The sequence below is a fragment of the Aequorivita aquimaris genome, from assembly GCF_001573155.1.
Lineage (GTDB): Bacteria > Bacteroidota > Bacteroidia > Flavobacteriales > Flavobacteriaceae > Aequorivita > Aequorivita aquimaris.
In genome coordinates this window covers 194,810-220,234 of sequence record NZ_JRWG01000005.1, presented here as the reverse complement: position 1 = coordinate 220,234, position 25,425 = coordinate 194,810, and the positions used below count along the sequence as shown (strand labels likewise).

At 39.9% G+C, this 25,425-nt stretch carries 22 protein-coding genes; 5 read left to right on the top strand and 17 right to left on the bottom strand.

All coding sequences use genetic code 11. The features are described 5' to 3' along the window. Window positions 1-7: 7 nt before the first annotated feature. The 8 genes from rpe to rpsO form a co-directional block, all read right to left on the bottom strand. Window positions 8-667 (bottom strand): ribulose-phosphate 3-epimerase, encoded by a 660-nt coding sequence (rpe, locus tag LS48_RS09945; protein WP_062622386.1) that lies wholly within the window; start codon window positions 665-667, stop codon window positions 8-10. A gap of 5 nt (window positions 668-672) precedes the next feature. After that, on the bottom strand, window positions 673-1,122 hold the full coding sequence (locus LS48_RS09940) for a BLUF domain-containing protein (protein ID WP_062622385.1): 450 nt from the start codon (window positions 1,120-1,122) through the stop codon (window positions 673-675). A gap of 70 nt (window positions 1,123-1,192) precedes the next feature. Then, window positions 1,193-2,056, bottom strand: coding sequence for a sigma-70 family RNA polymerase sigma factor (locus LS48_RS09935; RefSeq protein WP_045080767.1), 864 nt, complete (start codon window positions 2,054-2,056; stop codon window positions 1,193-1,195). Window positions 2,057-2,188: 132 nt separating this feature from the next. Continuing rightward, a complete protein-coding gene (locus LS48_RS09930; protein WP_062622384.1) occupies window positions 2,189-2,809 on the bottom strand; it encodes a hypothetical protein in 621 nt (206 codons plus the stop codon). 1 nt (window position 2,810) lies between these two features. Beyond that, window positions 2,811-3,356, bottom strand: coding sequence for an RNA polymerase sigma factor (locus tag LS48_RS09925; RefSeq protein ID WP_062622383.1), 546 nt, complete (start codon window positions 3,354-3,356; stop codon window positions 2,811-2,813). 15 nt (window positions 3,357-3,371) lie between these two features. Further along, complete coding sequence (locus LS48_RS09920; protein ID WP_062622382.1) at window positions 3,372-4,409, bottom strand: FIDD domain-containing protein; 1,038 nt, start codon at window positions 4,407-4,409, stop codon at window positions 3,372-3,374. A 113-nt stretch (window positions 4,410-4,522) separates the two neighbouring features. Continuing rightward, complete coding sequence (locus tag LS48_RS09915) at window positions 4,523-6,757, bottom strand: polyribonucleotide nucleotidyltransferase (RefSeq protein WP_062622381.1); 2,235 nt, start codon at window positions 6,755-6,757, stop codon at window positions 4,523-4,525. Between the two features lie 185 nt (window positions 6,758-6,942). Then, window positions 6,943-7,212 (bottom strand): 30S ribosomal protein S15, encoded by a 270-nt coding sequence (gene rpsO / locus LS48_RS09910; protein ID WP_062622380.1) that lies wholly within the window; start codon window positions 7,210-7,212, stop codon window positions 6,943-6,945. Between the two features lie 172 nt (window positions 7,213-7,384). Between rpsO and LS48_RS09905 the strand changes: the two genes are divergently transcribed. Beyond that, window positions 7,385-8,218, top strand: coding sequence for a hypothetical protein (locus LS48_RS09905; RefSeq protein ID WP_062622379.1), 834 nt, complete (start codon window positions 7,385-7,387; stop codon window positions 8,216-8,218). Window positions 8,219-8,270: 52 nt separating this feature from the next. Here LS48_RS09905 and accD read toward each other — a convergent pair whose 3' ends face one another. The 3 genes from accD to tamL are packed head-to-tail and all read right to left on the bottom strand — an operon-like array spanning window position 8,271 to window position 12,847. Next, complete coding sequence (gene accD / locus LS48_RS09900; protein WP_062622378.1) at window positions 8,271-9,137, bottom strand: acetyl-CoA carboxylase, carboxyltransferase subunit beta; 867 nt, start codon at window positions 9,135-9,137, stop codon at window positions 8,271-8,273. A 40-nt stretch (window positions 9,138-9,177) separates the two neighbouring features. After that, window positions 9,178-10,245: a class II fructose-bisphosphate aldolase gene (gene fbaA / locus LS48_RS09895; RefSeq protein ID WP_045080758.1), complete on the bottom strand. Its 1,068-nt coding sequence runs from the start codon at window positions 10,243-10,245 to the stop codon at window positions 9,178-9,180. 43 nt (window positions 10,246-10,288) lie between these two features. Further along, a complete protein-coding gene (tamL, locus tag LS48_RS09890) occupies window positions 10,289-12,847 on the bottom strand; it encodes a translocation and assembly module lipoprotein TamL (protein WP_062622377.1) in 2,559 nt (852 codons plus the stop codon). Window positions 12,848-12,883: 36 nt separating this feature from the next. Between tamL and LS48_RS09885 the strand changes: the two genes are divergently transcribed. Beyond that, window positions 12,884-13,612, top strand: a complete 729-nt coding sequence (locus LS48_RS09885; RefSeq protein ID WP_062622430.1) for an RNA methyltransferase — start codon at window positions 12,884-12,886, stop codon at window positions 13,610-13,612. Here LS48_RS09885 and porT read toward each other — a convergent pair. Both porT and ubiE read right to left on the bottom strand, forming a co-directional pair. Next, window positions 13,599-14,309 carry a type IX secretion/gliding motility protein PorT/SprT gene (gene porT / locus LS48_RS09880; protein WP_062622376.1) on the bottom strand — a complete coding sequence of 237 codons (711 nt, stop codon included), beginning with the start codon at window positions 14,307-14,309 and terminating at the stop codon, window positions 13,599-13,601. The genes LS48_RS09885 and porT overlap by 14 nt on opposite strands. Before the next feature lie 3 nt (window positions 14,310-14,312). Beyond that, window positions 14,313-15,044: a bifunctional demethylmenaquinone methyltransferase/2-methoxy-6-polyprenyl-1,4-benzoquinol methylase UbiE gene (gene ubiE / locus LS48_RS09875; protein ID WP_062622375.1), complete on the bottom strand. Its 732-nt coding sequence runs from the start codon at window positions 15,042-15,044 to the stop codon at window positions 14,313-14,315. Window positions 15,045-15,207: 163 nt separating this feature from the next. On the opposite strand from ubiE, the gene trkA reads away from it, so the two are divergent. Together trkA and LS48_RS09865 are read left to right on the top strand one after the other, a co-directional pair. Next, on the top strand, window positions 15,208-16,557 hold the full coding sequence (gene trkA, locus LS48_RS09870; protein ID WP_062622374.1) for a Trk system potassium transporter TrkA: 1,350 nt from the start codon (window positions 15,208-15,210) through the stop codon (window positions 16,555-16,557). Then, a complete protein-coding gene (locus tag LS48_RS09865) occupies window positions 16,557-18,062 on the top strand; it encodes a TrkH family potassium uptake protein (protein ID WP_062622373.1) in 1,506 nt (501 codons plus the stop codon). Before trkA ends, LS48_RS09865 begins: the two co-directional genes overlap by 1 nt. Window positions 18,063-18,079: 17 nt before the next feature. Here the strand turns inward: LS48_RS09865 and purT are convergent, their stop codons facing one another. From purT to LS48_RS09845, 4 genes are all read right to left on the bottom strand, one after another. After that, window positions 18,080-19,246: a formate-dependent phosphoribosylglycinamide formyltransferase gene (gene purT / locus LS48_RS09860; protein ID WP_062622429.1), complete on the bottom strand. Its 1,167-nt coding sequence runs from the start codon at window positions 19,244-19,246 to the stop codon at window positions 18,080-18,082. Window positions 19,247-19,341: 95 nt separating this feature from the next. Beyond that, window positions 19,342-22,254 carry a GEVED domain-containing protein gene (locus tag LS48_RS09855; protein ID WP_062622372.1) on the bottom strand — a complete coding sequence of 971 codons (2,913 nt, stop codon included), beginning with the start codon at window positions 22,252-22,254 and terminating at the stop codon, window positions 19,342-19,344. Window positions 22,255-22,363: 109 nt separating this feature from the next. Next, entirely contained in the window at window positions 22,364-23,551 is a 1,188-nt protein-coding gene (locus tag LS48_RS09850; RefSeq protein ID WP_062622371.1) for a pyridoxal phosphate-dependent aminotransferase, read from the bottom strand. A 5-nt stretch (window positions 23,552-23,556) separates the two neighbouring features. Then, window positions 23,557-24,516: a fatty acid desaturase family protein gene (locus LS48_RS09845; protein WP_438829842.1), complete on the bottom strand. Its 960-nt coding sequence runs from the start codon at window positions 24,514-24,516 to the stop codon at window positions 23,557-23,559. Window positions 24,517-24,785: 269 nt separating this feature from the next. Between LS48_RS09845 and rsmG the strand changes: the two genes are divergently transcribed. Continuing rightward, window positions 24,786-25,415 (top strand): 16S rRNA (guanine(527)-N(7))-methyltransferase RsmG, encoded by a 630-nt coding sequence (gene rsmG, locus LS48_RS09840; RefSeq protein WP_062622369.1) that lies wholly within the window; start codon window positions 24,786-24,788, stop codon window positions 25,413-25,415. Window positions 25,416-25,425: the final 10 nt, after the last annotated feature.

Genomic DNA, 25,425 nt, shown 5'->3' with positions numbered 1-25,425 from the left:
TCAAAAATTATTTTAAGAGTTCCTTTAAGTCAGAAATGGTTTGTGATGGATTGCTTGCACCAAAGACATAACTGCCTGCCACCAAAACGTTGGCGCCTGCATCAACCAATTGTTTTGCGTTTTTGTTGGTCACGCCCCCGTCTATTTCAATTTTGGTTGAAGCGCCATTGGCCTCAATAATTTGTCGAAGTTGTTTTACTTTTTTATAGGTGTTTTCAATGAAGCTTTGTCCGCCAAAACCAGGGTTCACACTCATCATACAAACCAAATCAATGTCGTTGATGGTGTCTTCAAGTAATGAAACATTTGTATGCGGGTTTAACGCAACACCAGCTTGCATGCCTTCAGCTTTTATTGCCTGCAGCGAACGGTGAAGGTGGGTGCAGGCTTCATAATGAACTGTGAGGGTGTTTGTCCCCAGATCTGCAAACGTCTTTATATACCTATCGGGATCAATTATCATTAAGTGTACATCCAAGTGTTTTTTGGCGTGGGCCGCAATACTTTTTATAACGGGCATTCCGAAGGAAATATTCGGTACAAAAACCCCGTCCATTACATCAAGATGAAACCAATCTGCCTCACTATTGTTAACCATTTCAATATCGCGCTGAAGGTTTGCAAAATCTGCTGCAAGTATGGAAGGAGCTATAATTGTATTTTTCATTGGATTTAAAGTAAAAAGGGTTCTATAAGTGTTTTTATGTTTTTGGGATATTTGTTTTCAAAATCATAATGTGAAAGATACGTATTGAGTTTTTCAATATCCTTCTTTGTTTTCATAATACTGAAGTTGGCTTCATAATTTTCGAAAATCCGATTTTCAATTTTTTGATCCAAAATCATTAAAATGTCTTTGTGTCTTTTGTCTTTCCTAATTTTTGCGAAAAGCTCTTTAATTATTTCCTTTTTGCCTTCCAGCACTTGCAGAAAGAAATTATTGTTGTAAAGTAACGCTCCCGAAATATTTAATGTTGGATTCATGGCTACAATGAATTTAAACAAGCTTTCAAGCTCTGAATCTTTCAAAGCTTCGGCTTCTTTGCTTAAATAACAGATTGTGTGTTCCATGCGAATGTAAAGATAGAAAAAACCTCGGGTAATCAGCCCGAGGTCATTCATCAATCAAAAAACGAACAGTATTTTCTCAGTAAGACTGAGAAACTGATACTGTAAGTTATCTTTACGGGAATTATCCCAAATAGGTCATCAATATTTTGCTTCGCGAAGTGTGCTTCAATCTTCTTATTGCTTTTTCCTTGATTTGGCGCACACGCTCACGGGTAAGATCAAAAGTTTCACCAATTTCTTCCAAGGTCATCGGGTGCTGATCACCTAGACCGAAGTACAGCCGAATTACATCTGCCTCACGGGGAGTAAGGGTTTCCAATGCGCGTTCAATTTCGGTTCGAAGTGATTCGTGCAATAAGGAACGGTCTGGGTTTGGACTCTCACCACTTCGCAATACGTCATAAAGGTTACTGTCTTCTCCTTCCACAAGCGGTGCGTCCATGGATACGTGACGGCCAGAGTTTTTCATGGACTCTTTTACATCGTTGATGGTCATATCCAGCTCCTTTGCAATTTCCTCTGCGGAAGGCGGGCGCTCATTGGCTTGCTCAAGATAAGCATACATTTTATTTATCTTGTTGATGCTTCCAATTTTGTTCAATGGCAACCGCACAATACGTGATTGCTCTGCCAAAGCTTGTAAAATTGACTGACGAATCCACCAAACTGCATACGAGATAAATTTGAAACCACGGGTTTCGTCAAAACGTTGTGCGGCTTTAATAAGGCCAAGGTTTCCTTCATTAATAAGGTCTGGAAGGGTAAGTCCTTGGTTTTGGTATTGCTTTGCCACCGAAACTACGAAACGAAGGTTTGCTTTGGTCAATTTTTCCAAAGCGCGCTGGTCACCCGCTTTTATGCGCTGTGCCAATTCTACTTCTTCGTCTGCGGTGATTAAGTCAACTTTTCCAATTTCTTGAAGATACTTGTCTAATGAAGCAGTTTCCCTATTGGTTACCTGCTTTGTAATTTTAAGTTGTCTCATTAAGGTTTGTCCTGTAGATTAAGGTTTAAACTTGTGTGTTGGGTTATACGTAACAAATACGGAAAAGGTTACAAAAGTTTTAATTTTTTTTAAAAATCTTCTTAATATTAAACTACAGAAGCAATTTAATTATTACTTTAAAGTATCTTTCTTTTTAATATTTGCAGAATCTAGCTCGTTTTTGTTTTTTAAAATTAAACTGTCAATTTCTTTTTTGTCTTGGGTTACAATTTGTCTTCCGTCACGGCTGTTGTAGTAATAAAATTTTTCTGAAACTGTAAAAGTTTCATCTAAGCTTTTACTTTTTGAAACCTTTTTTTCAGAAGTATTAATTGATTCTTTCCCTTCTGATTTCTGTAAAGAATTTACAGGCTGATTTTCTTCAACCGTTGCTATTTTACTCAACTTTTCATCTTGGAGTTCTGCGGAAAGTGAATCAATAGGTAAAGTTTCAGTGGATTTTACATTACCTACTTTTTCCGAGGAAGAAACGGTATTTTCCAAAATTTCATTATACTTTTTTGTTACAGTTGAATTGATTTTCAAAAAATCACTGTTGCCAAAAAGCAAAAACGCTCCCAATAAAGTTAAAATCACACCTCCCGAAATCCAATAGTAAAAGATTCTTTTTCTACGGTGTTTTTCTTCGTCAAGCGAAGTATTTATTTTCTCCCAAAGTGTATTTTTGGGAGCTTTTTTTCCTTTGTTCAGCTTATTTTCAAAAAGCTTTCCTATGTCTTTTTTTTCTCCCATTTCAATATGTTTTTGGGTTAATTTCCTTGCTTAACGTAATAATTTTATCACGTAAAATGAGTTTTGAGCGATGATAGTTTGATTTTGAAGTTCCTTCAGAAATATTTAAAAATGACGCAATTTCCTTGTGTGAAAAACCATCCATTTGGTAAAGATTGAACACAAGCCTGTACTGATCCGGTAAATCCTGTATTAGAGCCAAAAGTTGGTCCAGCGAAAGGTTTTCTTCCTTTTCAACTATCACTTCATCTTCAAGTATATCCTCTTTAATTTCAATATTCAGGGGCTTTTTTGTTTTGTATTTATCAATTGCTTTAAAGATTGTAATTCGTTTCATCCAACCTTCGAATGAACCCTGGCTTTTATATGTTTTTAATTTTTGAAAAATTGTTATAAAAGCATCGTGTAGGTTGTCTTCGGCATCGGTTTCGTTTCTGCAATATTTCAGCGAGGTAAAATATAGGGTGTCTTTGTACTTTCGGAACAACTCATTTTGTGCTGTCCGGTTATTTTTAATACACGCTTTTATAAGTTCGGCTTCCTTCAAATAAATTTTGAAATTTTAGAAACAGTTAAGGGCTTTTAAAACGATGGGTACTCCGGAAACCTGAATCCCGGTGTTTATATTATCAAATCTAACATAAATTACCTGTGGATTTTCCCTGTTTTCATACAATAAATTGGTTATGGGATTTAAGCCCTCCAGCATATCATCGTAATTTTCATAGTAATTCCAAGTAACGGTTGAAGGGTCTGGAATACCCGAAAACGGAAAGAAACATTCAAAATAACTTTCCAAATCAAATATAGCTCTGCCTGAATTTGGCTCGGTTTCGCATTCCTCAAAGAGAATTTTTCTACAAGGTTGGTAACAGTCCTTGATGAGGGAAATACGATCTGTGCCATTTTCAATTTGTATTTGCCCTGGGTCAAAACTTGTTATTTTCCAGTCAAAATTCCAATCATCACTTACGTTTTCATTTCCCGTCAAAAAGATATTGAGATGTAATTCATCTTCTATAAAATAGGAAACCCAAGTTCCGCCGAAAGCGTTCTCTTGAAAATAAAGTGCTGCATTCCCCAAATTGCTCACTTCAAAATAAGAGCCGTCGTATTCGCTGTTGGGACCGTCTAAATGATTTACCTTCCAAATACACGAAGTTTCAGTAAGAATATTGTTGCAGGTAATAACCGTGTCGGCTCCCAAACATTGATCTATTGCATCTTTCAACTCTTCATTGTTATTGATAGTGTATGGTTGACCGTCATTTAGAATGCTGGTGATAGGATAGCTTAAACTTATGGATTTATCTTCCCCTAATGCACCCAAAAACTCACTGAATTCAATATCACTTTTTATTATCTGGTAGCCGAAAATATCCATATTTTCATCATAAATTATCAATGTAAAGGCGTAATTAAAGTCAATACAAGTAATTTCATTGTCAAAATCATTACCGGCAGCGCGTTCAATTAGATTATAAAGTTCAGAATCTACTTTGATAACTCTTGAAGGATCTGCTTTGCTTATGGGTTCGTTTTCACAGGAAGATATGATTGTAAAAAGTAGAATAAGCGATAAAAACCAAATATTTTTCATAAATGTATCATTACGTTGTTACTCTATAGTCTGAAAGTTTTTAAAAGGTTGCGTGTAAGCATAAAAAAACGCCCTCCATTGCTGAAAGGCGTTTATTGTATTAAAAAGAAAAATTAATCTCTCTTTCTGTCTCTATCGCGATTGTCACGGCCACGGTTGTCGCGCCCTCGGTTATCACGTCCGCCGTTACGTTTGTCATCACGTGGAGGGCGCTCTTTAAAACCTTCCGGTTTTGGCAACAATGCCTTTCGGGAAACGCGTTCTTTTTTGGTTCTTGGATCAATTCCTAAAAACTTCACATCAAATACATCGCCCATGTTTACAACATCGCTAACATTTTCGGTACGTTCCCAAGCAAGTTCAGAAACGTGAAGTAAAATCTCGTTTCCGGGAGCGTCTGTGTATTCAACAACAGCCCCAAAATCAAGCATCTTGATAACTTTCACTTCGTAAACACTACCCACTTCTGGCTTAAAAGTAAGCGAATCAATTTTCGCCAATACGGCATCAATTCCCTCTTGGTTTGTTCCAAGAATTTCAACAATACCTTCTTCAGTAACGGGATCTTCGTTGATTACAATTGTAGTCTTTGTAGCTTTTTGCAGTTCTTGGATTACTTTTCCGCCAGGTCCAATCAATGCACCAATATATTCGTTCGGAATAGTAACGGTAACCATTTTTGGAGCATGAGGTTTCACATCTGCATTTGGTTGTGCGATGGTATCCGTCAATTTTTCAAGAATGTGAAGTCTTCCGGCAGCGGCTTGCTTTAAAGCGTTTACCAAAATTTCATAAGAAAGACCTTTTACTTTAATGTCCATCTGGCAAGCGGTGATCCCGTCAGTCGTTCCGGTAACTTTAAAGTCCATATCGCCCAAGTGATCTTCATCACCCAAAATATCTGAAAGCACTGCATATTTTCCAGTTTCGCCATCAGAAATCAATCCCATTGCAATCCCGGAAACTGGTTTCTTCAATTGAACGCCGGCATCCATCAAGGCCATAGTTCCGCTACAAACGGTTGCCATAGAAGAAGAACCATTAGATTCCAAAACTTCTGAAACCACACGAACGGTATAAGGGCAATCTGCAGGAATCATTCCTTTCAATGCGCGTTGCGCCAAGTTTCCGTGACCAACCTCTCTACGTGAAGTACCGCGGATTGGGCGTGCCTCACCAGTTGAGAAAGGAGGGAAATTGTAGTGAAGATAGAAAGTCTCTTCGCCTTCAAAAGATGGCATATCAATTTGGTTTGCTTCGCGAGAAGTTCCCAACGTAACGGTTGCCAAAGCTTGTGTTTCACCACGTGTAAAAATAGCCGAACCGTGTGTAGAAGGAAGGTAATCAACCTCGCACCAGATTGGGCGAATTTGATCGGTTTTTCTTCCGTCCAAACGCAAACCTTCGTTTAAGGTAAGATCGCGAACCGCAGCTTTTTCTGCTTTGTAATAATATTTTGAAATTAAATCTCCAAAATCTTCCAATTCCTCTTCAGAAAACGTGGCTTTAATTTCTTCTTTAATTGCATCAAAAGAAGCGCTTCTATCGTGTTTTGAAGAAGCAGACTTCGCTACGGCATATACTTTATCGTAAGCCATCTCGTGAATCTTTTTCTTTAAATCTTCATCTTCGCGCTCTGGTTCGTATTCGCGAACTTCTTTTCTGCCAACAGCTTCTGCCAATCTAAGTTGGGCCTCGCATTGTTTTTTGATGTGCTCGTGGGCAAATTTAATGGCCTCAACCATTTCCTCTTCGCTAATTTCCTTCATCTCACCTTCCACCATCATTACAGAATCAGCCGATGCGCCAATTACCATATCGATGTCAGATTCCTCCAATTGTGCACGGGTTGGGTTGATAATGAATTTACCATCTATTCTTCCCACGCGCGCTTCAGAAATAGCACATTCAAAAGGGAAGTCGGATAGCTGTATAGCTGCAGAAGCGGCCAAACCTGCCATTGCATCTGGCATTACATCCTCATCGTGGCTCATCAATTGGATCATCACCTGGGTTTCAGCGTGGTAATCTTTTGGGAAAAGTGGACGCAATACGCGATCCACAAGACGCATTGTTAAAACTTCACCGTCACTTGGTCTAGCTTCTCTTTTGAAGAAACCACCTGGGTAACGACCCGAAGCTGCAAATTTTTCGCGATAATCTACTGTTAAAGGTAGAAAATCAACATCGCTCTGTTTGTAGTTTGAAACTACAGTACATAGCAACATACATTTTCCGGATTGAACAACCACAGAACCGTGGGCCTGTTTTGCCAATTTTCCGGTTTCGATGGAAATCTCCCGTCCATCACCTAGGTCTATGACCTCTCTAAATACTTTAGGTATCATTTGTTTTTCATTTTGTACGCCAAGGGCGCACGGTTAAAAATGGTCAACGACTGTTTATCAGTCGCGTGTTGTTGTGTTGTTGTGGTTGACCAATGAAAAACCTAAGGGTAGCTTTTCTATGTGTATCAGAAGTAAGTTCTGAAAAAAAAATAAAAATAAAGGGCTCGTAAGAGCCCTTTAAAATATTACTTACGTAATCCTAATTCTTTAACGATAGCACGGTAACGAAGGATGTCTTTTTTCATAAGATAATCCAACAATGCTCTGCGCTTACCTACCAACATTACCAAAGAACGCTCAGTGTTGTAGTCCTTGTGATTTGCTTTAAGATGTTTTGTTAAATGCTCGATGCGGTACGTGAATAGCGCAATCTGTCCTTCGGCTGAACCAGTGTCAGTCTTGGACTTTCCGTGTTTTGCGAAAATTTTTTCTTTTTCTTCTTGGGATAAATACATGCCAATATTGTTAAAATGATTTTTATGTACTGATTACCATTTTGATAATCAAGGTTGCAAAAGTACAAAATCGATTTTGAAATAGCTGTATTTCAAATAAAAATTAATTCAAATATATTGAAATGATGTTTTTCAGCGTTATAGGAATCTAAACCCCTAAACCTTTAAATTTATGAAAATCATCCCTTTTAAATTATTTCTTTTAATTTTTGTGATGGGAATCTTCCTTTTTACAAGTTGTGTTAAAGATGAGGATACTGCTTCGGAAGAAGTTAATTTTTCTTCAGATAATTCTATGCGAGCTGCAAAAACCGATAATGTTGCCGAAGGTACATTTAATATTATAGAGCAGGCTTTTGTAGAAAATGAAACTGGAGGTCGTGGCACCACACAATTTTCTCTTTTCCCGAACTGTACTGAAATTACTGTTGGAATGCAAGGAAACGTTTTTACCATTCTTTTGGATTTTGGCGATTCCTGTACATTAAATAACGGAAATGTGGTTTCTGGAAGCATCTTTCTGGAATATGGCCCATTGGTTTCTGGTACCTATACGGTTAATTATACCTTTCAAGACTTTGTTTTTAATGGAAATGGTGTAAGCGGTGGCGGAAGCATTCTATATGAAATAGCAAATCAAAACGATAACCCACAATCTACTGTTAACGAAAGTATCACCGTGAGTTTTCCAAACACTACAGTAACGGGCACTCGTAATGGAACCCGTGTTTCTGAATGGGTGGAAGGTGTAGGTTCTGGTACGTGGCTTGACAATGTGTATCACGTAACCGGAAATTGGCAAACTGTATTTACCAATGGTTTTGAACGTAGTGGAGAGGTTACAGAAACCCTTGTTTATAAAACTTCCTGTCGTTGGGTTGTTGATGGACGGCTTGAGGTTTCACAGGACGGGGTAACGGCAGCTATCGATTTTGGTGACGGCGAATGTGACAATCAGGCCATATTTATATACAATGGCCAAGAGTATCCTTTTACAATGAATTGATTGAAAATTGCTTTCAATAAAAAAGGTGCTCGTTTGGAGCAGCTTTTTTTATTTATGCGGTCTTTTCACGAAGCGGCCTGTTTAGTACCAAATCGAGGTAAAGATTTATTTTTCTTTTCAGGTCACGGCGATGTGTAATGAAATCTAAGAAACCGTGCTCCAAAACAAATTCAGCAGTTTGGAAACCTTCGGGCAATTCCTTCCCGGTAGTATCGCGAACTACGCGCGGTCCAGCAAAGCCTATCAGGGCACCTGGTTCGCTAATATTGATATCACCCAGCATTGCGAACGAAGCGGTCGTTCCCCCGGTAGTTGGGTCTGTACACAACGAAATGTAGGGTATTCCCGCATCACTTAATTGGGCAAGTTTCACACTGGTTTTTGCAAGCTGCATCAGGGAAAGGGCAGCTTCCATCATTCGGGCGCCGCCACTTTTTGAAATTATCAATAAAGGGATTTTCTTTTTAAGCGAATAATCGGCAGCACGGGCAATCTTCTCGCCTACAACGCTTCCCATGGAACCGCCAATAAAGCTGAAATCCATACAGGCTACAACCAAATCTGCGCCCATGGATTTCCCAACGGCACAGCGAATTGCATCCTTGAGGCCGGTTTTGTCCTGCGCTTCCTTTAACCTGTCAGTATATTTCTTTTTGTCCTCAAATTTAAGGGTGTCCTGTGAGGTAAGATTTTTATCGAGCTCCTTAAATTTGTTGTCGTCAAAAAGGATTTCAAAATATTCTTTACTTCCAATGCGCACGTGATAACCATCTTCGGGGCTTACGTAAAAATTCTTTTCAAGCTCTTCGCTATCAACAATTTTTCCTGTGGGCGATTTGTACCACAGTCCTTTTGGGACGTCTTTTTTCTCTTCGGTTGGGGTTTGTATCCCTTTTTTTGTTCTTTTAAACCAAGGCATAAACTATTGTTTATTTAATGTTTTTATTATCAATAAAAGTTTATAACGTGTTAACGTTGTTCAAATCCCTAAAAGCTTGTTCAAGTCTTTTTTTGAAGGTGATTTCGCCTTCGCGAAGCCATTTTCGTGGATCGTAATATTTTTTATTTGGAAGGTCATCGCCCTCGGGATTGCCGATTTGGGTTTTTAAATATTCCAAATTGTCCACCATGTAATCGCGAACGCCTTCGGTAAATGCAAATTGCAGATCGGTGTCTATGTTCATTTTTATTACGCCATAACCAATCGCCTCGCGAATTTCCTCTACCGTAGAACCGCTTCCACCGTGAAAAACAAAGTCAATTGGGTTGTGTCCCGTATTGAATTTTTTCTGAACATATTCCTGTGAATTTTTAAGGATCACGGGCGTCAATTTTACATTTCCGGGTTTGTAAACGCCGTGTACATTTCCAAAGGCCGCGGCTATAGTAAACTGGTCACTTATTTTTGAAAGCTCTTCATAGGCATAGGCCACTTCTTCGGGCTGGGTGTAAAGTTTGGACGAATCTACGCCGGTATTATCAACGCCATCCTCTTCGCCGCCGGTGATGCCCAATTCAATTTCGAGGGTCATCCCAATCTTGCTCATGCGCTCTAAATAGCGTTTGCAGATTTCAATATTTTCTTCGATAGGCTCTTCGGAAAGGTCTATCATGTGGCTGCTGTAAAGTGGTTTCCCCGTTTCCTTGTAGAATTTTTCACCGGCATCCAGCAAGCCATCAATCCACGGAAGCAATTTTTTGGCGCAATGATCTGTGTGCAGGATTACAGTAGCTCCATAAACCTTTGCCAGTTCGTGAATGTGTTTTGCACCAGCCACTCCGCCTGCGATTGCAGCTTTTTGATCTTCATTTGAAAGACCTTTCCCTGCATTGAAATGTGCCCCGCCATTGGAAAATTGGATAATTACAGGAGAATTCAGCTCAGCGGCTGTTTCCATTACTGTATTTATACTATCGGAGCCCACAACATTAACGGCGGGCATAGCAAAACCTTTGTCTTTTGCGTATTTATGTATTTTTTGAACTTCTTTTCCGGTTGCTACGCCGGGTACAATTCCGTGGCTCATGATTATAAGTGTTTAGCAAGCAAAAATAACAAATTTATATCGTTTAAAAGGGATAGTTGATACCGATGTTGTAAACAGCCTTACGGAAACTATAGTCCGTAAACCACCGTTCACCAATAGGTTTTCCGGGATTATGGGTTTTAAAACCAACATCAAAGCGGAATACGAAAAATCCAAAATCATACCGCAGACCGATTCCAGTGGCAACAGCAATTTCCTTTAAATCTGCAATGCCGTTGAAAACTGAGGCATCGTCTTCAATATTGTCTAAAACGTTCCAAATGTTACCAGCATCCACAAATAAGCCGCCCTTAAAATCTCCAAGAATGGTGAAACGATATTCTGCATTAAATGCAAGTTTGAAGTTTGCATCGTTAAAGTCCAAAATACTTCCGCTGCTTCCCGGGCCCAGATCATAGGCTTTCCAGCCCCTGTTATCATTGGCTCCTCCAGCAAAATAACTTCGTGTAAAGGGAATGCTGTTGCTATTGCCGTAAGGTATGGCAATCCCACCAAAAGCACGGACGGCGATTATATTTTTTCCGTCTATATCCCAGTGTTTTATATATTCGGCTTCTGGTTTTATATATTGTGAATAAACTACTCCCAGCGCTCTGTAATTTCCTGCTGAATTTTTTTGGGATCCGGCAACACTTGAAATTCCTGATAGTACATTGCCTGCAGATTCAAGTTTTAATCGCAACCGTGAAAAATTATTGTCGTTGATATTTTCCCGTGTATCTCTTGTCAATGTTATGTTTGAAGCAAAAATCAGGTTGTTTTCTGTAAGCCTTGCTTGTCGTTCTGCAATACTTAAAACTTCATCAAATGTATCAGTATCTGCAGCTATGTTCTGGTTTAAAACATCTAAAATAAAATCTTCTGTTTCGTCAGGAATTTCAAGCGTTGGATTGGTGTCGGGGTTATTGAAATCATAGTTCAAGCTTTGCGCAATTTCATTAAGCCTGTTATAAGAACTTTTATAAACATTGTAATAATTCTCAACATTTAAATTTCTTACATATTGCAGGTTTAATAAATCTATCTGATATGTTAGAATTTTTGAAGGTTTCCAGCGATAATTATAAATTCCGCTTATAGTTTGTCTATCCAAACCAATGTTATTCTGTAAACTGGCTCCAAAACTAACACTTGTTGAGGGAGACATATATTTGGGTATCAGTTTTTCAGTGTTGATAGGAAAAATTATCCGAGGAAAAGTGAGTTTTACGTCACCGCCAAATTCTGAAATATTAAAAAACTTGCTTTCGCTGTCCGCAGCATCTTTAGATGAGCCAAGACTTCCACGGCCAGAAATTTCAAGGATTTCCGCTCCGCGAAAAATATTCCTGAAAATCATATTTCCGCTGAAACTAATCCCAAACTGCTGAATGGTGGAGGTATAGGCGTCAAAATCTACCCCGAGCGTAAACCGATCGCGCGGATTGAGGAGGATGGTGGCGTTCAACAATTTTCCCGTGGAATCTGCCGCTACTTCGGAGTAATTTATGTTTGGATATTTGAAAATACGCAAATCGCTAATTTGGTTATAGGTCAACCTACGGTCTATATCCTTATAAATTTTTCCCGGCGTTATTGAAACGGCATCGGCAATGGCCTTTGGACGGAAGCGCATTTTGCCATAACTAAAAAGTTTATACCCCTTATAGCTGATGGAATCCTGAAAAGCTTCATCGCGATTTTCATAGGAATAATCCGTCACAATCCGAACCTCGTTTATGGTATGGACTTGGAAAGGAACCGTATAGGTACTGTCGTTTTTAGTTATTTTTCGATCGGGAATAATATAGGTAATGTTCGCTTTGTGGTCCGTGTTTACAGTATCGGCCTCAAAACCCACATATTCCTGCTCAAAATGGTAAAGGCCCGAATTTCTGAACTGAATGGTCAGCCGGTCGCGTTCGTTTACAAAATCATTGGCGGCATATTGCTTACCCGGCACTATAAAAGACTTGGCTTTGGTAAGCTGAAATAACGAATCCACTACCGGCGAACTTATTTTTTCAACAATGGAATCGCCTACAAAATAAGGTTTGTGCTTCGTCACAAAATACGTGACTTTTGCCCGCTTCTTCTTTTTCTCGTTGGGCTCAATTTTATAATCTACTTCGTCGTTAAAATAGCCATAACTGGCGTACCATCGCTTAAGGCGCACCATAGATTTCTCGATTTTCTGTTCATTGATAATGGCGGGCGCATCGCCAGATTTTTGAAGCCATTTGTTCAACCCTACATAGCTGCTGTCTATCTGGTTTACCTGTTTCTTTGAGAGAAGTTTGATAAGCCGTTCCTCGCGTTTCGGATTTTTATGAAGCCATTTTTGGTAGGTAGAATCCGGATGTGGATCGGCCAAATTATATATATGAAGCCCCAGCGGTACGCCAATTAGGGGAATGGAGGTATTGGGTTTCTGTGCCAATTGGCTGTAAACCCCTGCATCCTTAATTTTTACGCTATCTACCAATATAGTGTTTTCGGTGAGCAGATATTCACCGTCCGGCACTCTTTTTACAGCATTGCAGGATAAAAATAACCCAATAAATACTATAAATAGTGATATTTTTGTGAGGTCGCGCTTCAAGTGTGTGTTTTAATTCAATTTCAAAAATACTATATTTTGGTCAGCAAAAGTCAAACAAAATTAATAACGAGTCTGCAGCAGAAAAAGTACCGAAGCCAAAGCGGACTTTTTGTAGCCGAAGGGCCAAAAGTAATAGACGAGTTATTGAACGAAAATATGGAACTTCATTCTCTTTTTTCAACAAAGGCTTCTGAAATTACTGCCGAAAACCATTTTCACGTTACCGAAACAGAACTCAAAAAAATAAGTTTTCTAAAAACGGCGAATACTTCATTGGCGCTTTTTAAAATTCCACAACCTAAAATCCCGCAGGATTCGGGTTTGATCGTGGCGTTGGATGCCGTGCGCGACCCCGGCAATTTGGGAACCATCATCCGGCTTTGCGATTGGTTTGGCGTGCAGCAACTACTTTGTTCCGAAGACACAACAGACTGTTACAATCCAAAGGTGGTACAGGCCACGATGGGCTCCTTGGCACGGGTGCAGGTACATTATTTGGAGCTTTCGGAATACTTCGGAAAAACGAAGTTGCCTATTTTTGGAGGGTTTATGGACGGAAATAATATCTATTCCGAAAAACTTCCCCAGGAAGGTATCATTGTAATGGGCAATGAAGCCAATGGCATTTCCGAAGAAATTTCCCAAAAAATTACCCACAGAATAACGATTCCGCGGTTTGGGAAAATTCAAAAAACCGAGAGCCTCAACGTTGCTACGGCTACCGCTATTCTTTTAAGCGAATTCCGAAGGTTTACTGAAATGTAAAGTTTATAAAAATGCCGCGAGTGGCTAATTTATCGATGTTGCCCGTCCATGGACTATTGGGGTCATCGTCCGGCACCAGTTCATCGCTCATCGCAAAAACACCGCGAATGGAGGGTGTAAATTTGAAATAATAGAGGTAGAAATCAATCCCAAAACCAAGTTCGTAATAGTTGGTGCTTTTGGTCATCCGGAATTTCCCCTGCTCGTTGTCCTCTGGGTTTTTCTCGTTGCTGGAAAGGTTCAGCGAAGTGGAAACACCGCCAATAATGAACGGTTTTATATTGTTCAATCGCTTGGTTGAAACCTTTAGCAGCAATGGCACGTGAATGTAGGTTGATTTCACTTCCCGCAGATAATCCTTTTGTTCGGTAAAGCCCGGAAAATTGAGGTTACGCTGGGTGAAATAAAGTCCTGGTTCCAGTCGCAGGTTGAAATATTCATTAATGCGCATATCGCCAATAAGCCCCACATTGAACCCCGCAGAGCGGTCCACTATAATATCTGTGTTATCGTCGGCGTACTGTTCTTTATAATCTATTTTGAAGTCATAACTGTTGAACCCCAAAAAATAGCCCCAGGTAAAACGTTTTTTGTCAAAATTTTCCAAATTGGCCAAACGCTCCTTGTTGAAAAACCACTGCGCATTTGCGCTATTTGCGATACATAAAACGGCCAATACAAAAAAAAGCTTCTTCATAGATTATTTGGTAGCATTATAGATGGTTGCCACACCGAAAGTTTGTGGTTTATTTTTCACTTCATTAAACCCAATTTTGCGCAAAATATTGTTGAGCACTTCCCCGTGCGGAAAAACAGAGGCGCTTTCACTTAAATATTTGTATGCCACCTTATCTTTGGAAAATAGCTTGCCCACAAGCGGCAAAACGTTTTTTGAATAAAAATAATAGCCTTGCTTAAAGGGAAATTTTGAAGGCACCGAAGTTTCCAAAATAACAAAAATGCCACCTTTTTTGAGTACGCGATAAATTTCGGATAGGCCTTTTTCCAGATTTTCAAAATTTCGGATGCCAAAGGAAACTGTAATTGCGTCAAAAGTGTAGTCGTCAAACGGCAAGGCTTCGGAATCTGCCTGTACAAATTCAATTTTTTCTGAAATGTTCTTTCCTGATACCTTTTTGCGGGCCACGGAGAGCATTCCTTCGGAAAGGTCCAAGCCCACAATCTTTTCGGCGGAAGTCTTTTCAGCAAACTGGATGGCCAGGTCGCCTGTGCCCGTTGCAATGTCGAGAATGGTTTTCGGTCTGGTTTCGGCTACCATTTTAATAACCTTTTTTCTCCATTTTACATCAGAGCCGAGGGAAATTACACGGTTTAACCCGTCATAATTTTCAGAAATAGTATCAAACATTTGTTCAACCTGTTTCTTTTTTCCTTCCGAAGAATCCTTATAGGGTGTTATTTTCTTTTCCATAAAATTGCGCTTGCAAAACTACATATTTTTTAAGAGGTGTTGTCAACTTTGTTTAAGTTTCAGACTTTTGCCCTAGCTTATTCATCAAAAATGATTTGTCCTTCAGTGCCTTTTATTTCTATATCTTTGCACTGTTTATTTTAAACCCTAAACTAATAACTCAATGAAAATCATCATTGCCGGTGCCGGCGAAGTGGGGTTTCACCTTGCGAAATTGCTGTCTTTTGAATCGCAAAACATTACGCTTATTGACACCAACCGCGAGGCACTTGCCCACGCAGATGCACATCTGGATATACGGGTAGTGCGCGGCGATTCTACCTCTATAGCCGTTTTGAAGGATTCCAGAGTAGATGAGACTGATCTTGTAATTGCGGTAACTTCAAGCGAAACCACTAACATCACCGTTTGCGTGCTTGCCAAACAATTGGGGGCCAAACGCACCATAGCCCGAATCTCCAATACTGAATTTATTGACAGAAAGGATGAGGTGGGTTTTGAGAAATTCGGAATCGACGAATTGATTTCCCCGGAATCCTTGGCCTCAAATGAAATTGAATTGCTGCTCAGCCAAAGCGCCTTCAATGAAAGTTACGAATTTGAGGATGGCGCCTTGACGATGATCGGGCTGAGCCTGTCGCGCACTTCTGCCTTTGTGGGAAAGTCGGTAAAGGAAATGGCAAAAGTCTATCCCGAGTTGCAGTTTGTGCCCATTGCCTTGCAGCGCTATGGCACCCAGTACACTATCATTCCGCGCGGCGATACGCAATTTAAGGAAGGCGATCAGGTTTATTTCACCACTGTGCAGAAAGGCGATGACCAAATTTTTAAGCTGTCGGGAAAAAGTAAGCAGGAAATTAAAAATGTGATGATTCTGGGTGGAAGTAAGATCGGTTACAAAACCGCAAAAGATCTGTGCAAGAACAAGTTTAACGTAAAACTTTTTGAAAGCAGCAAGGACAAGGCTTTTGAAATTGCCGATGACATTCCCGGTTGCCTGGTTATAAACGGCGATGGCAGAAATGTAGATTTATTGAATGAAGAATCCATAGAAGATATGGACGCTTTTATTGCCGTAACCGGAAATAGCGAAACCAATATTATGTCCTGCTTGGTAGCAAAATCAAAAGGAGTTAAGAAAGCAATCGCCCTGGTAGAGAATATGGATTATTTTCAGCTTTCGCACTCCATTGGTATTGATACATTGATCAACAAAAAATTATTGGCCGCGAACAATATTTTTCGCTATGTCCGCAAGGGGGAGGTGGTGGCCATGACCAAGCTAAACAATATGAATGCGGAATTATTGGAATTTGTGGTGTATTCCCATTCCAAAGTTTGCAACAAAAAAATAAAAGATCTCGATTTTCCGGTCTCGGCCATTATTGGCGGGGTAGTTAGGAACGGCGAGGGCATCATTGCCTTGGGCGATTTCGAAATAAAAAGTGGGGACAGGGTAGTGGTTTGCTGCCTTCCGCAATCCATCGGAAAGGTTGAAAAGCTTTTTATATAATGAATTCAATCACCAAACTCAATTATAAAATCATTTCGCACCTAATGGGGCTTTTGCTCATGGTGAACGGTGGTTTTATGCTTCTTTCCTCGATAGTAAGTTGGTATTATAAGGACGGCGTGCTCAAAGAAATGCTATTGGCCGGATCGGTCGCCTTGGGAATTGGGGGCGCCATTATGCTGTTGACCAAAAACCACCGGAAGGAAATCCAAAAAAGGGAAGGCTATATAATAGTAACTTTCTGTTGGATTTTTATGGCCCTTATCGGTACGTTGCCGTATATTTTTACCGGGGCCATTCCCAGTTTTACCAATGCCTTTTTCGAAACGATGAGTGGATATACCACGACGGGTGCATCTATTTTGACCGATATTGAAAGCATTCCCAATGGTGTGCTTTTCTGGAGAAGTATCACGCATTGGATTGGCGGGATGGGGATTATTGTTTTGGCAATTGCTATTTTGCCATTGCTGGGGATTGGCGGTATGCAGCTTTTTGCTGCCGAAGCTCCCGGTCCCGGTGGGGACAAACTGCATCCGAGAATTACGGATACCGCAAAAAGACTTTGGTTAATTTACGTAGGTTATACCTTGGCAGAAACAGTGCTGCTGAAACTTGCCGGGATGAGTTTTTTCGACGCCATAAACCATTCGTTGGCCACTTTGAGTACGGGAGGTTTTTCAACAAAAAATGCTAGCGTTGCTTATTGGAACGATAACCCTATGGTGCAGTACATCATTATTGTATTTATGTTTTTGGCGGGCAGTAATTTCGTTTTAAGCTATTTCGCCTTTAAGCGAAAATTTCAAAAAATATTTCAGGATGAAGAGTTTAAAATGTATTCGGCACTCATTATCGGGCTTACGGTTGTAGCTTCGTTGCTAATCTATTTTGAGGCAGACGTGGCCATTTCCAGTATTGGGCACCCGATGGTATGGGGACCTTTTGAAAGTGCCTTTCGCCATGCCCTGTTCCAAGTTTTAACTATCATTACGACTACCGGTTTCGTAAGTGCGGACTATACGCTTTGGACTCCGTTTTTAACCATCTTCTTTTTCGGAATGATGTTTTTAGGAGGCTGTGCCGGATCCACCGCGGGGGGAATTAAGGTAATGCGACACTTGATTATGATCAGGAATGGCGTTTTGGAATTTAAACGAACGCTGCATCCACACGCCATTTTACCGGTGCGCTATAATAGCAAAGCCGTGCCACAGCCCATTGTTTTTAATATCCTGGGCTTCTTTATTCTGTACATGCTTTCCTTTATAATGGGAACCTTGGTTTTTTCTTGGTTAGGCCTTGATTTTAACACGGCGCTCGGCGGTGCGGCATCTACCTTGGGAAATGTGGGTCCTGCGCTGGGTGATCTTGGCCCGGTAAACAATTATGCAGCTTTACCTGCCGCCGCCAAGTGGTGGTCCAGCTTTTTGATGCTAATTGGTAGGTTGGAACTCTTTACCGTGCTTATTCTGCTTACTCCTTTTTTCTGGAGAAATAGATAGTTTTAAAAACTTCAGATTTATTCTGAAATGACCTTTATTTGACTTGCTAAATTTTTGGCCTTTTCGGTTACTTCAGAAATATCGCCACCTAGATTATCGTGTGTTAAAACAACCCCCATTCTTCGAAAAGGACGAGAAGTAGGTTTGCCAAAAATCCTGAAATCTGTTTTTGGTGAAGCAGCTACCTTTTCCAAACCTTCATAGGTGGGGTTTTCAGAATTTTCCATAGCTAAAATTACAGCACTGGAGCCAATACGCTCCTGTGTTATTTCAGAAATTGGAAGCCCCAGAATTGCACGGAGATGCAATTCAAACTCGTTGAAGTTTTGTGTTTTTGCAAGCGTAACCATTCCTGTATCGTGAGGTCTGGGCGAGAGTTCCGAAAAATACACTCCATCATCCGCTACAAAAAATTCAACTCCCCAAACACCGCAACCCGATAAGGCGGTTGTCACTTTTTCTGCCATTTGCTGGGCTTCTTCCAAAATTTCATTTTTCATTGGAGCCGGTTGCCAACTTTCCATATAATCCCCGCGTTCCTGCCGATGGCCGATAGGAGGGCAGAAAAGTGTTATGCCGTTACGCTGTGTTACAGTTAGGAGGGTTATTTCATAGTTGAAATTTACAAAGGCTTCCACGATTACTTCGGCCACATCACCACGGGATCCTTCTTGTGAATACTTCCAGGCTTTTTCAATATCTGCCTCGGTCTTTATAGTACTTTGACCTTTTCCGCTGGAAGACATCAGCGGTTTTACAACACAGGGCATCCCAATTTCCGAAACCGCATTTTTAAGACTTTCGGCTGAGGTTGCGTAGCGATATTTGGCGGTCTTTAAACCCAATTCATTGGCGGCCAAATCCCGAATGGCTTTTCGGTTCATCGTAAAGTTTGCTGCCTTTGCAGAAGGGATTACGGTATAACCTTGTTTTTCATATTCGTAAAAACGTTCGGTGCGTATGGCTTCAATCTCGGGAACTATATAGTCTGGCTTGTGTTTCTCAACAAGGGCATCCAACGCATTGCCATCGAGCATGTTTATTACTTCTGAAATATCTGCTATCTGGGCTGCGGGTGCATTCTCATAACTGTCAACAGCTATAACGGTTTGCCCAATTCTTTTTGCGGCAATTGTAAATTCCTTGCCCAATTCTCCGCTTCCCAGTAGTAAAATTTTCGCCATTGTATGTTTTTCTGTAAAAATACAGCAATTGATTTCATGAAAAAACCCAAAGCACATTTTGTACTTTGGGTTATTCAAATAAATATTCTTTGGAATTATTTAACGATGATTCGTTTTACTCTTCCGTTTTCTTTATTTCCAACGCGAACTAAATAAACGCCTGTGGCTACATAGCTCATGTCAAGCTTATATTTGTAACCATTACCGTTGTTTTCCAGCTTTTTGTATAACAATCGCTGTCCTAAAGTATTGTAAACCGAAAGGTTCATTGATTCGGTATAATTTACAGTTTTTAAGCTAACGTCAAATTTGTTATTATCCAACGACAATATTGTTAAGCCATTTTCGTCAAAAATATTGTCTGTAACTCCCACGGTACCAATTTGTACGGAATAATCTTCTGTTTCGCCAAAGGTGGTTTCCTCACAAGCATCATCCGGTACGGGAGCATTCCAATTAGTTTTGGCACGCATTAAATGCTGGCCAGATGGCACTCCAGCAGGAACAACAAGATCTGTTGTTATGGTGTAATTTCCAGAACCTTGACCAGAAGCAACTTCTACATTATTTACAACGGTTTCATCATTTGTAAAAACAAAATCATCATTAAAATCTATCCAAACACGAATAAATTGATCTCCATAACCAGTAGTTATTGTAAGGTCATAGGTTGTATCTGCTTCCATTCCAGCCACAAGGTCTGTGAAGTCTCCATAGCCTTCACAAGCAGAAGGATTGTTTATATCTGTAACATTGAAAAGCTGTAATCCATCGCCAAGAGTACAGTCGCCAGTTGGTTGACAATTTTGTTTTATAATAATTACAGAGGTTATATCATTTGAAGTATCGCTATCGCCAGGCAATGATGTGTAAGCACTTAGATTATACGTTCCCAAAGCAGAAAAATCACCAGTTTGGGCAAACGTATAAGAAGTAGAAGTGTTTCCTGCCAGAGTGCCAGTAAATACTTCGGTAACAACAGTTCCTTCCAAATCATAGGACACATCAAAATTTGATTGAGGCTCACCGCCAAAGTTTGTAACGGTAACCACGATGTCTTCTGTAGCAGTTAGGTCAGTGCCAGACACAGGAGATGTAATGGCACTCACGCCAATATCATTTGGCTCTAAGTAGGTAACCATTTTTGTTCTGGAGTCGTTTGTTGTGTCTTCATCACCAGCTAAATTGGTTGCTGCAACAATTGTATAGGTTTGTCCCACTGTACCCAAGTTAGCAGTAGCGGTAAAGGTATACTGGGCCGTTTCGGCTGATGCAATGGTTCCGGTAAAGGTTTCTGAAATAACAGTTCCACCATCAACCTGAAATGTTACAGGAAAGTTTGAAGCGCTATTTTGTCCGTAATTAAAAATAGTAACGGTTACAGTTTCGCTATTGGAAAGTGTTCCTGTTACGGGAGAGTCGATACTTACAACTCCTACATCGTTATTGAAGTTAGGTGCAATTTGGAAAACCCCAACTACATCCTTTCTACCGTTGTTCATATACTCATTGATGAACCAAAATTCTTTATCGTTAGAAGGGTCTAAATCAATTTTGCTATAATCGCCATAACGAAGCCCAGGAATGTTTTGGTTTCCGGCTGCAATCAATTCTTCAGAGATAGTCATTGTATTTAGAGGATCACTTGCATATCGACCAGTATAGTATGAACTTACTCTTTTGGTAGTTGGATCAGGTGTTGTGGGTCCTGCCATAGCCGTATAGCCCATTCCAATGTTCCCTTGTACATCCATCATCATACTGGCGTGCCATGCGTGTTTTCCGTCAGGTGATGTATAGGTGCCCTCTTGGTAAATGGACCAAGGCTGGCCATCTCCAGGTTGTCTTAATTCAAACCAACGTATTCCAGCCAACTCTCCTCCTGATGCATCAGTATCAACAACGAAATTAAAAACTGCTGAATTGTGGCCTCCAAACTTTCTGAATTGTGCTTGGTTCATGATAGTTGCTTGTAGTGCATCAATGTCTGCGCCACCGCCTGGTTGAGCTAAATTTGAGAAACTTCCGCCGTCAAAAACTGAGATAAAAGGAGTGGTAGTTAATTCTACTGGCGCAGAAATGGTAGAACTTCCTGGACTTGCCCAATTAACATCTACCGTCCAAAGTTTTACGTGATCTTGAGAAACTCCAGACCAAGCATCATCTTGTAAATAAACAATAGGCAAACCTCCAGGAGCTGGAAGATCGTCATTGGTTACATTTAACGCTTGAGGGCTGTAAAAACCACTAGTTACAATTCCGGGAAGTGGAAAACCAATTATTTGTGCAGTTGGATCACCAGCTAGCATTTTAGTTCGCTCCATCGCGTAAATTTTGTTAGTGGCCGAAGTATTATCTGTCATATAATAACCATCGCTCCAAACTGAAAGCTTTTGGTAGTCATTAATTTGAGGAATGGTATAAACATACCACCCATCATTTACGGGGTCAGGACCATCTGATACAGCAATTTGCGCACCGTTGCCCAAAAAGGTCATAACCCATCTATCGGCAGCATTGTCATATGAAATGGTAAGGTCGCAACATCCTCCGTTAGGGAAAATTGTAGGATTTGGAGATATTTGTCCAGTAAGTGGGTTACCACTTTTGTCAAAAATTCTGAACCCAGTATTAAATACCACAACGGCGTGATTTGGTCCTACTCCGATCGACGGGTCTGTGGGTTGCGAACTTGATTGAGCCGCATCAAAAACAAGTGTAGGGGCTCTTCCGCTAAGCACTTGCTCCATTTTATCTGGATTTCTTTTGAAATAATCATCTTCTATCTGTGGATCTTTTCCAGGGATAATCAAATTTCTTGATGCTCTTCCGTCTTGCATTACTTGCTCTTTAACTCTAGCGGGAGCTAAATTGGTTTGCGAAGAAATAGAAGGTACGTGCTCTACAGAGCCCACGGTACCAACATAAGTAGCATTAGTTTTTTCCTGAGCCTGCACGTTAAAGATAAGGGCAAAGAAAAATAGAATTAAGGTAATTTTAGTTTTCATTATTAATGATAGGGATTAAATTAAAAAAATATAAGCGTCTAAAGTACTGATAAATTGTAAAATGAAAACGGGATTGAGTAACTTTAACCAATCCCGTTTTTTAAATAGATTAAGCTACAGCTTCCTTAATCCGCCGCATAGCTTCTTTTATTTCCGTTTCTGAAGCTGCATAAGATAGGCGAATACAGTTTGGATCTCCAAAGGCTTCACCGGTTACGGTCGCTACCTTGGCTTCCTCTAAAAGATATAATGAAAAATCAGAAGCAGTGTTTATGTTTTTGCCCCGCAATGTTTTTCCAAAGAAATAGGAAACATCGGGAAATACATAAAAAGCACCTTCGGGTTCGTTGGTTTGGAAACCTTCAATTTCCGAAAGTAGACCCAATATCAACTTTCTTCTCTCCTTAAAGGCATCTACCATAAACTGAATCTTGCTCGGTGGATTTTCTAAGGCAGTAATTGTAGCTCTTTGCGCAATGGCATTAGCGCCGCTGGTTACTTGCCCTTGCATCTTGTTGCAAGCTCTGGCAATCCATTCCGGGCCGCCAATGTAACCGATGCGCCAACCAGTCATAGAGAATGCTTTGGAAACGCCGTTTACTACTACAGTACGATCGTACATATCATCAAATTCTGCCATAGAAGCGTGACCGCCACTAAAATTGATATGTTCGTAAATTTCATCACTGATTACGATAATGTCTGGATACTTTACCAATACATCAGCTAGCTTTCTAAGCTCCTTTTTACTGTAAACCGAGCCGCTTGGATTGCAAGGGGAGCTATAAATTATCATTTTGGTTTTTGGGGTAATTGCTTCTTCGAGTGCCTCTGCCGTTACCTTAAAATCTGTTTCTATTGAAGTAGGGATCTCCTTCGGTATACCTCCAGCTACCTTACATTGGTCTGCATAACTTACCCAATAGGGTGCAGGCAATAAAACTTCATCGCCTTCATCCAATAGTACCATTGTCAAATTTGCCAATGATTGCTTAGCGCCAGTAGAAACAACAATTTGGGAAGGTTTATATTCTAAATTATTGTCTCTTTTAAATTTTGTGATGATGGCTTTTTTTAAATCGCCATAACCGTCAACTGGTGTATAGGAATGATAATTATCTTTAATGGCCTGAATAGCGGCATCTTTTATGAATTCAGGAACTGGAAAATCTGGCTCTCCCAGGCTTAAACCTATAATATCTATCCCTTGCTCCTTTAGTTCTCTTGTTTTGGCTGCCATTGCCAGAGTGGCAGATGTAGCCATCTCATTCACACGTTTTGAAAGTCTGTTGTCCATAATAATTAAGCGGGTACTGCAGGTTTTAGCCCCATTTCCTTTAAGTGTCTGAAATGTGCAATAATAGCCTTGCGCGTAGTTTTATATTCTTTGTAAGGTAAATTGAATTCCTTGGTTGTGCTCTTCACAATTTTTGAAATATTCTTATAGTGAATGTGGCTAATATTTGGAAAAATATGATGCTCCACTTGATGGTTTAAACCACCAGTGTACCAATTGACAATTTTATTGTTTGTCGAAAAATTGACAGTGGTAAAAAGTTGATGGATAGCCCAAGTGTTTTTCATCGTACCGCTATCGTCCGGAAGCATTATTTCAGTGTCCTCAACCACGTGCGCAAGTTGAAAAACAATACTCAAGATTAGTCCTGCAACATAATGCATTATAAAGAACCCTAGCAAAATTTTCCACCAAACAATATTGAAAAAAAGAATAGGAATAACTATCCAAAGCGACACATAAATCATTTTGGTAATGACCAAGATGCTCCACTGTGTTACGGGTTTGGGAAGTTTTCCATAGGAAAGTTTACGTGCCAAATATCTTTTCGTCTGAAAAAAGTCAGTAGTTAGAACCCAATTGAAGGTTAAAAGGCCATAAAAGAAAATGCTATACCAATGTTGGAATTTATGAAACCTGTGCCATTTTGAATGTTTGGAGAAACGAAGAATCCTTCCCGCTTCCAAATCTTCGTCGTGGCCGTGGATGTTTGTATAAGTGTGGTGCAAAACGTTGTGCTGCACTTGCCAATTATAAACATTTCCAGCAAGAATATACATACTGCCACCCATTACCTTATTGATCCATTTTTTTGAGGAATAGGAACCGTGATTAGCATCGTGCATCACATTCATTCCCACGCCAGCCATACCAACGCCCATAACTATGGTAAAAAGTAATTGGGCCCACCCTGGAAAATCCAATGTTAGCAAAAGAAAGTAGGGGGTAAGGTATAATGAAAACATCACAATAGTTTTCAAGTGAAGTTTCCAGTTGCCAGTTCTAGCTATATTATTTTCCTTAAAGTAATCATTCACACGCCTATTTAGGGTTCTGAAAAATTTAGCACTGTCAACTCTGGAAAAATTTAAGTTTGTATACGTCAAAATATATATATATTAACTGGGGATTTTTACTGCGAAAAGCACAAAAATAATTATCTTTTGCGAAAATCGAGAGATTCAAAATCATAATTTTCACAAAGATAACATACTTTTGCCTCTTAAATTAAATTATGGAACTCATATTAAAATATTTTCCAAACTTAACCGAAATTCAAAAGCAACAATTTGAGCAGTTACGGGAACTTTATGAGGATTGGAACCTTAAAATAAATGTGGTTTCACGAAAAGATATTGAAGAACTTTACCTTCGGCATGTATTACATTCTTTAGGGATTGCAAAAATTCAAGCTTTTCTTCCCGGCTCACAAATATTAGATGTTGGCACGGGCGGTGGTTTTCCGGGTATCCCGCTGGCTATTTTATTTCCAGAAGTACAGTTTCATTTGGTGGACAGTATTGGAAAAAAAATAAAGGTAGTGGAAGAAGTGGTTGCTGGCCTGCAACTACAAAATGTAAAGACTACAAATGCCCGAGTGGAAACTGTTTCGGGGAAATATGATTTTATTGTTAGTCGTGCCGTCGCCCAAATGGAGACCTTTGTCCATTGGATAAATGGCAAAATTGCCAAAAAAAACCTGCACGAACGCAGAAATGGAATCCTGTATTTAAAGGGAGGCGATTTGACTGAAGAGTTAAAAATTTATACAACCGCAACTGTTTTTCCGTTGAGTGATTATTTTGAGGAAGACTTTTTTGAAACCAAGAGTGTAGTGCATCTACCCCTAAAATTTAAAGGTTGATTTTTTCCTG

Bases quoted from the DNA above. Each gene is read 5' to 3' on its own strand.
- rpe (WP_062622386.1), bottom strand. From the start codon at position 667: ATGAAAAATACAATTATAGCTCCTTCCATACTTGCAGCAGATTTTGCA.
- LS48_RS09940 (WP_062622385.1), bottom strand. From the start codon at position 1,122: ATGAATGACCTCGGGCTGATTACCCGAGGTTTTTTCTATCTTTACATT.
- LS48_RS09935 (WP_045080767.1), bottom strand. From the start codon at position 2,056: ATGAGACAACTTAAAATTACAAAGCAGGTAACCAATAGGGAAACTGCT.
- LS48_RS09930 (WP_062622384.1), bottom strand. From the start codon at position 2,809: ATGGGAGAAAAAAAAGACATAGGAAAGCTTTTTGAAAATAAGCTGAAC.
- LS48_RS09920 (WP_062622382.1), bottom strand. From the start codon at position 4,409: ATGAAAAATATTTGGTTTTTATCGCTTATTCTACTTTTTACAATCATA.
- LS48_RS09915 (WP_062622381.1), bottom strand. From the start codon at position 6,757: ATGATACCTAAAGTATTTAGAGAGGTCATAGACCTAGGTGATGGACGG.
- rpsO (WP_062622380.1), bottom strand. From the start codon at position 7,212: ATGTATTTATCCCAAGAAGAAAAAGAAAAAATTTTCGCAAAACACGGA.
- LS48_RS09905 (WP_062622379.1), top strand. From the start codon at position 7,385: ATGAAAATCATCCCTTTTAAATTATTTCTTTTAATTTTTGTGATGGGA.
- accD (WP_062622378.1), bottom strand. From the start codon at position 9,137: ATGCCTTGGTTTAAAAGAACAAAAAAAGGGATACAAACCCCAACCGAA.
- fbaA (WP_045080758.1), bottom strand. From the start codon at position 10,245: ATGAGCCACGGAATTGTACCCGGCGTAGCAACCGGAAAAGAAGTTCAA.
- porT (WP_062622376.1), bottom strand. From the start codon at position 14,309: ATGAAGAAGCTTTTTTTTGTATTGGCCGTTTTATGTATCGCAAATAGC.
- ubiE (WP_062622375.1), bottom strand. From the start codon at position 15,044: ATGGAAAAGAAAATAACACCCTATAAGGATTCTTCGGAAGGAAAAAAG.
- trkA (WP_062622374.1), top strand. From the start codon at position 15,208: ATGAAAATCATCATTGCCGGTGCCGGCGAAGTGGGGTTTCACCTTGCG.
- LS48_RS09865 (WP_062622373.1), top strand. From the start codon at position 16,557: ATGAATTCAATCACCAAACTCAATTATAAAATCATTTCGCACCTAATG.
- purT (WP_062622429.1), bottom strand. From the start codon at position 19,246: ATGGCGAAAATTTTACTACTGGGAAGCGGAGAATTGGGCAAGGAATTT.
- LS48_RS09855 (WP_062622372.1), bottom strand. From the start codon at position 22,254: ATGAAAACTAAAATTACCTTAATTCTATTTTTCTTTGCCCTTATCTTT.
- LS48_RS09850 (WP_062622371.1), bottom strand. From the start codon at position 23,551: ATGGACAACAGACTTTCAAAACGTGTGAATGAGATGGCTACATCTGCC.
- LS48_RS09845 (WP_438829842.1), bottom strand. From the start codon at position 24,516: ATGTTTTCATTATACCTTACCCCCTACTTTCTTTTGCTAACATTGGAT.
- rsmG (WP_062622369.1), top strand. From the start codon at position 24,786: ATGGAACTCATATTAAAATATTTTCCAAACTTAACCGAAATTCAAAAG.